This is a genomic window from Streptomyces sp. NPDC006430, assembly GCF_040612395.1.
In the GTDB taxonomy this organism is placed as follows: Bacteria; Actinomycetota; Actinomycetes; order Streptomycetales; family Streptomycetaceae; genus Streptomyces.
In genome coordinates this window covers 120,320-126,319 of sequence record NZ_JBEXQA010000019.1, presented here as the reverse complement: position 1 = coordinate 126,319, position 6,000 = coordinate 120,320, and the positions used below count along the sequence as shown (strand labels likewise).

Annotated in this window: 5 protein-coding genes; 1 reads left to right on the top strand and 4 read right to left on the bottom strand. The window is 73.5% G+C overall.

The window, feature by feature from the left end; all coding sequences use genetic code 11:
* Positions 1–169: 169 nt before the first annotated feature.
* From ABZZ20_RS24815 to ABZZ20_RS24800, 4 genes are read right to left on the bottom strand one after another with little or no spacing between them, the layout of a single operon-like run.
* A complete protein-coding gene (locus tag ABZZ20_RS24815) occupies positions 170–1,636 on the bottom strand; it encodes an O-antigen ligase family protein (RefSeq protein ID WP_356873050.1) in 1,467 nt (488 codons plus the stop codon).
* Entirely contained in the window at positions 1,636–3,132 is a 1,497-nt protein-coding gene (locus ABZZ20_RS24810; protein WP_356873059.1) for an exopolysaccharide biosynthesis polyprenyl glycosylphosphotransferase, read from the bottom strand. The genes ABZZ20_RS24815 and ABZZ20_RS24810 overlap by 1 nt, the downstream gene beginning before the upstream one ends.
* A gap of 2 nt (positions 3,133–3,134) precedes the next feature.
* The gene (locus ABZZ20_RS24805; protein ID WP_356873048.1) at positions 3,135–4,352 is read right to left on the bottom strand and encodes a glycosyltransferase; all 1,218 of its coding nucleotides are present in this window, start codon (positions 4,350–4,352) and stop codon (positions 3,135–3,137) included.
* 19 nt (positions 4,353–4,371) lie between these two features.
* The gene (locus tag ABZZ20_RS24800) at positions 4,372–5,559 is read right to left on the bottom strand and encodes a DUF3344 domain-containing protein (RefSeq protein WP_356873046.1); all 1,188 of its coding nucleotides are present in this window, start codon (positions 5,557–5,559) and stop codon (positions 4,372–4,374) included.
* A gap of 103 nt (positions 5,560–5,662) precedes the next feature.
* Between ABZZ20_RS24800 and ABZZ20_RS24795 the strand changes: the two genes are divergently transcribed.
* The gene (locus tag ABZZ20_RS24795) at positions 5,663–5,980 is read left to right on the top strand and encodes a chaplin (protein WP_356873044.1); all 318 of its coding nucleotides are present in this window, start codon (positions 5,663–5,665) and stop codon (positions 5,978–5,980) included.
* The last annotated feature ends 20 nt before the right edge of the window (positions 5,981–6,000 follow it).

Below are 6,000 nucleotides of genomic sequence, written 5' to 3'. Positions count from 1 at the left end.
TCCCCCCCCCACCCCCCACACCTACCCTGTGTGTCCCACCCCCTCCCCCACCCCGCCCCCCTCCCTAGCTGGGGGGGGGGGGGGCCCGAGGGGGGGGGCGGCCCCGGGACGGGGGGGGGCCCCGCCCCGGCCGGAGGGCCGGAGGCGGGCCGCCAGGGTGTCGTATCGGTCACCGGCCGTCCGCACCCGAACCGGCGCGCGGGGCGGCCACGCGGCCGGTGCGCCCGCTCGTGGTGGCGGCGGTGGCCGCGCCCGGACCGGATGCCCGTCGGGCGGCGATGCGCGCGCCCTGCCGGCCGGAGCCTGCTGCTACCGCGTGGTGCGGGGCGGGCGACGGCAGGGCCCACCAGGCCGCCAGGCCGATGATCACTCCGGTCAGCACGGTGGACGGCCCGCCGATGTCCGCGTACAGGAAGTCGGTCAACTGCCAGACGAGCAGCCCGATCGCGATCAGCCCGCAGTCCCGGATGCCTTCGCCGGCGGCGTACCGGCGGATCCCGGCGACCAGCAGAACCGCCCAGCCGCCGGCCAACGCGGCCAGCCCGATCAGACCCTGCTCGCTCAGCACCAGCAGGTACATGTTGTGCGGGGAGAGCAGCGGTTGGCGGATGTACGCCTGCCCCGCACCGGAGGTGTCACTGCCGGAGGACAGCCCCAGCGAGGAGTGCCCGTCCCGGTTGGCCGGGAAGCCCTTGAGGCCCACCCCGACGGCGGGCCGCTCTCGCCACATCGACTCGGCGGCGGCCCACATCGTGTAGCGGTCGGTCACCGACTGGTCGGGGGCGCTGGAGATCTGGGTGATCGAGGTCAGCCGCTCCGCGACCATCTCGGAGCCGACCCCGAGCCCGCCCACCAGGACCACGCCCGCTGCGGTCAGCGCGAGGAGCACCGTCAGGGCCCGCCGGATGCCGGCCAGCCCCATCACCAGCACCGCCGTGCCGACCGTGGCGATCCACGCGCCCCGACTGAACGACAGCACCAGCGGCACCACCAGCACCAGTGCCGTACCGCCCGCCATCCGGCGTACCCGCTGCGGCAGTCCTGGAGCGAGCGCCGCGGCGGTCGCCACGACCAGCCCGTACGCCACCACCGTGGCCATGCCCATCACGTCGCCCGGACCGAAGGTGCCCACGGCCCGGATGTCCTCGCCCTGGTACGAGGCCCCGGTGTGGGTGGCGTACTGCACGACCCCCACCGCGCCCTGCACCAGCGCCAGCGCCACGAAGCACCCGGCGGCCAGCCGGAACTCCCCGGCGTCGCGCACCAGCAGCACGATCGCCGCCGGGACCAGCACGAACACCTGGAGGTAGCGCACGAAGCCGGGCAGCGCCGCGTACGGATCACCGGCGGTCGCCGTCGTGACGGCCAGCCCCACGGCGGGCACGCCGAGCACGAGGACGCCCAGCGGGCTGAGCCTGCGCACCCGGCCGCGCAGTGCCTGTACGGCGCACACGAACACCAGCAGCAGCGAGGCGGCGTCGGCCGGGCCGACCTTGCCCGAGGTGGTCGCATCGCCCGCCGGGAGCGGAGCGAGGAGCATCAGGACGGTCGCGGCGAGCGGCAGCAGCGGCCAGTGCCGTCGCAGCAGCCCCGGCACATCGGGCCGGGCGCCACCCAGGGACACGGCGAGGCTCATCAGCTGCCCCCCAACCGGAAGCGGAAGAAGGAGGCGGCGGTGCGGGCGAGGATCCACAGGTCCTGCCACAGCGACCAGGTGTCGATGTAGTGGTTGTCGAAGCGGGCCCGGTCCTCGATGGAGGTGTCCCCGCGCAGGCCGTTGATCTGGGCGAGCCCGGTGATACCGACGGGCATCCGGTGCCGGGCCTCGTAGCCGGGGTGCACACTGCTGAACTTCGCCACGAAGAAGGGCCGTTCCGGGCGCGGGCCGACCAGGCTCATGTCACCTCGTACGACGTTCCACAGCTGCGGCAGCTCGTCCAGCGAGGACTTGCGCAGGAAGGAGCCGACGGGGCTCATCCTGGTGTCGCCCGCAACGGTCCACCGGGTCGCGGACTCGTGCTCGTCCGCCCGCAGCGTGCGGAACTTCAGCAGCGTGAAGGGCCGCCCGTACAGGCCGACCCGCTCCTGCCGGAAGAGCACCCCGGGGCCGTCCGAGATCCGCACGGCCAGCGCGCACAAGCCCATCACCGGCGCGGCGGCGATCAGTGCGAGTGCGGCCAGCACCCCGTCGATGAGCCGCTTGACCCACCGCTCCACCGGCCGGGCCGGGCGCGGCAGCAGCGGCTGTACGGCGTACCCCCACAGCTGGTCGGCGGGCTGGGCCACCCGCATGCCGGTCACCTTGGCGGTGCCGGCCGGGTCGGCGAGCCAGAGTCGGCAGCCGTGGTCGTGGAAGAGCCGGACGAGGGAGGCCGTGCGCTCGTCGGCCTCCGGCGGACGGGTGAACACCGCGTGTCGGACCGCGTTCTGGATGACGGCGCGCCGGATGTCCTCGTGCGTGGCCAGCACCGGCACTCCGCCGCCGCCTTCTTCGGCGGCGGTGTCGGCGAGCCCGACCGGCCGCAGACCGTACTCGGGACATCCGTGGAGCGCGGCGGCGACGGCGCTGGCACCGGCGCCCGGGCCGACGACGAGGGCGGAGGCGGGGCTGCGCCGGGCGGACCGGCGGCGGAGCTGGTTGACGAAGCCGCGTCCCGCACACGTCAGGACGACCTGGAGGCAGATGGCGCTGAGCAGCGCGGACCAGCCCAGGGGCCGGCCCGGTGCCACGGCAGCCACGACGGCGGCGGTCCCGCACCACAGGACCGCGGCCCGCCCGGCCAGCGCCGGCAGTTCGAGGAGCGCCGAGGGCGCGAGCCGCGGCCGGTACAACCCGGCCTGCGCGTGCAGCACGACGAGCAGCACGGCGATCGGGCCGGCCGCCTCGGGCGGCACGGCCGTCCCGGGACCGGCGAAGGCCGTCGTGGTGAGTACGGCGGCCAGCGCGTCGGCGGTCAGCAGCGGGACGACCCCGTCGCGACGCCGGACCCGCTGCGGTCGCACCAGGGGCCGGGCCTGCTCGACCCTGGGCCGGCGTGGGGGGTGGATGGCGGTCACGGTCCGTCGGACGGCGGCGGTGCCAGCGGGCCCCGTGCCGCCCTGCCCGGTGTGCCGGGCGGGTGCGCTGTCCATCGTCATCGGCTGATGCGCTCCTGGTTCAAGGGCCGGGGTCTGCCCAGCAGTTCGTGGTACAGACCGGTGACCGCGTCCGTGGTCCGCCGCACGTCGAAGTCGGTCCGGGCGTGCTGCTGGGCCTGCTCTCCGAGTTCGGCGAGCAGCCGCGGTTCGACGAGGAGCCGCCCCAGGGCCTTGGCCAGGGCCGTCGGGTCCTCCGGCGGTACCAGGCAGAGCCGTCCCTGGCCGGGCGGCAGGCTTTCCCGGGCACCGCTGACGTCGGAGACCAGGACGGGTCGACCGCAGGCCATGGCTTCGAGTGGGGCGAGCGCCATGCCTTCCCACCGCGACGGCAGTACAACGAGATCGGCGGCCCGAAGCCACGGTCGGATGTCGCGGGCGGCACCCGCGAAGAGCACTCCGGGCGGGGCGGTGCGGCGCAACCGCTCGGCGTCGGGGCCGTCGCCGACGAGTACCAGGCGGGCGTCGGGAACGTTGCCGAGCACCTCCCGCCAGGCCCGCAGCAGGATGTCCTGCCCCTTCTGCTGGCAGAGCCGGCCCACGCAGACGACCAGCGGCCCGTTCCCCAGGAAGGCGGTGGGGAAGGGGAGTTCGGTGCGCGCCCGGGACCTGTCCTCGTCCCGGTCCGGGCTGGCGGGGCGGAAGTGCTCCAGGTCCACACCGTTGCGGATCACCGACCAGTGGGCGGCGATCCCCTCGGAGGCGCCGGCCCGGCGTTCGGCCTCGCTGACGCAGAGCACCCGGTCGGCCCAACGGGCGCCGAACCGCTCCCAGCGCAGGGCCAGCGCGGCGGTGGCTCCGCCGACGGCGTCGAAGGACCAGGCGTGCGGTTGGAAGACGGTGGGCACGGACCCGCGTACGGCGAGCCGTCCGGCCAGCCCGGCCTTCGCACTGTGGGCGTGCAGGACGTCGGGCCGGACCCGGCTGACCACCCGCCGGGCGCCGAGCACTTCGGCGGGAAGGTCGGGTCCGGGAGCCCGCCCGGCGCGCCAGGTGAGCACCTCGGCCCCGGCCGCGCGGGCGGCGTCGGCGAGTTGTCCGCCGCGCGGGCAGCCGACGGCGGTGCGCAGTCCGGCGGCGGTCTGGGCGCGGACGAGGTCGAGGACGACGCGGGCGACACCCCCGTCGACGGGCTGGACGAGGTGCAGGACGGTCAGGGGGCGGGAGGGCGGGGGCTGCGCACGGGAGGGCTGCGCAGGGGGAGGTTGTGTCGGCACGCGGAGTGGTCTCCTACGTTCAGCGGCGCGCGTCTGTCTGAACGAAGAGCACGCCGAGGAATTGACCCTGGCTTTCGCCCGTGAACCTGAACTTCAGGCTGCGGGCGCCTCCGGACAGGGCGGGACTCAGGTCGAACACGTCCGCGTCATATCCGAGATTATTCATATGTTCGGGCTGTCGCACGAACGGGGGACGACCGAATTCCGTGATCGTGGAATTCATAACATCATTAAAAGGATTTTCGGCATTGCTGACGTTGATCCGGCGACCGCTATCGGCGGTGACCGTGAGCGAGTCCCCGAAGGCCCCGCGGTCCCCGTCGTACGCGACCACCCCGGCCTTCCCCGCAGCCCCGGCGGGCGCGTCCAGACCGGCGATCTCGACCGTCTCGCCCGCCGCCTCACCCCCACCGGCCAGCCCCTCGAAGCCGTCCCACAGCGAGATCCGGCGTACCGGCTCCTGCGGGTGCTCGTAGGCCACGACCAGCGTCCAGCCGCCCCAGGCGCCCACTTCGGAGTTGCCCATGGCGATGTTCAGCTGGGCGACCGTCCACATCCCGGCCCCACCCTTGCGGACCAGCGGGGTCACGTCGGCGGAGGCCTGGTAGGCGTCCCTGCCCGCGTCCGTGTGGTGGCCGATCACCGTGTCGGCGAGGACCTCCTTGTACGCGCCGCCGGGCTCGGCGACCAGGACCCGACCGTTGTCCTCCGGAGGCTTCTGCTCACCGACCCGCAGGTTCCCGCCCCAGTACAGGCGGGCGTACGAAACCTTGGCGCCCTGCGGGACCTTGAGCTCGGCCCGGGTGGAGTTGTAGGTGTTCGGGTCCTTGTCCACCTCGCTGTAGAACATGTCGAAATCGCCGTTGACCCCGGGCGCACCCTGCTTGACCTCGGCGCAGGGCTCGACGTCCGGCGCCACCGCCTTGCGGCAGGTGATGGAGGAGTTCGAGGCCCGGACCAGCCCGCCGCGCTGCACGGCCTGGTAACGCTGCGTGAACGGAACCCTGGCCCTTTCTTTCGCCCCCGACGCCGGCTGACCCGGCGGCTCGTCGGCAGCCGCAGTGGGGACGTTCACCGAAAGTACGAGGCAGGACAGCAGACCGAGCGCGCCGAGGATTCTGCGGGAGGAACCCATGACCCTGTCTCCAATTTCGATCAAGGGGACAAAACAGGAGTGAACTTTGGCAGAAATCAGGCTGGAAATCACGCCGGACTCGCCTGTGCGGCCTTTTGGGCGATAACGCGCACCCTCACCGGCGGCGGGTCGTTATGCGGTTGCACCGCCGTCCGGACCGAAAGGAAAAGCGGAGATGAAGAAGAGGCTGATCCGCGGCACCACCATGGCGGTCGCGGGCGCTGCGCTGCCGATGGGCGGCGCGGGCCTCGCCTCCGCGCACGGCGGCGACGGCGCAACGGCGGACGGCGTCGCCGCGGGGTCCGCGGGCGTGCCGAGCGGCAACCTGCTCCAGGTGTCGGTCCACGTTCCGGTCAACCTCTGCGGCAACACGGTCAACGTGATCGCCCTGCTGAACCCGGCGTTCAGCGACACCTGCGTCCACGCCCGACCGTCGGTCCGACGACCTGTCCGAACGTCAACCGTGCCGTCCGAAACGACGGCATCCGGGTGAAGCCACGCAACCCGGACCCG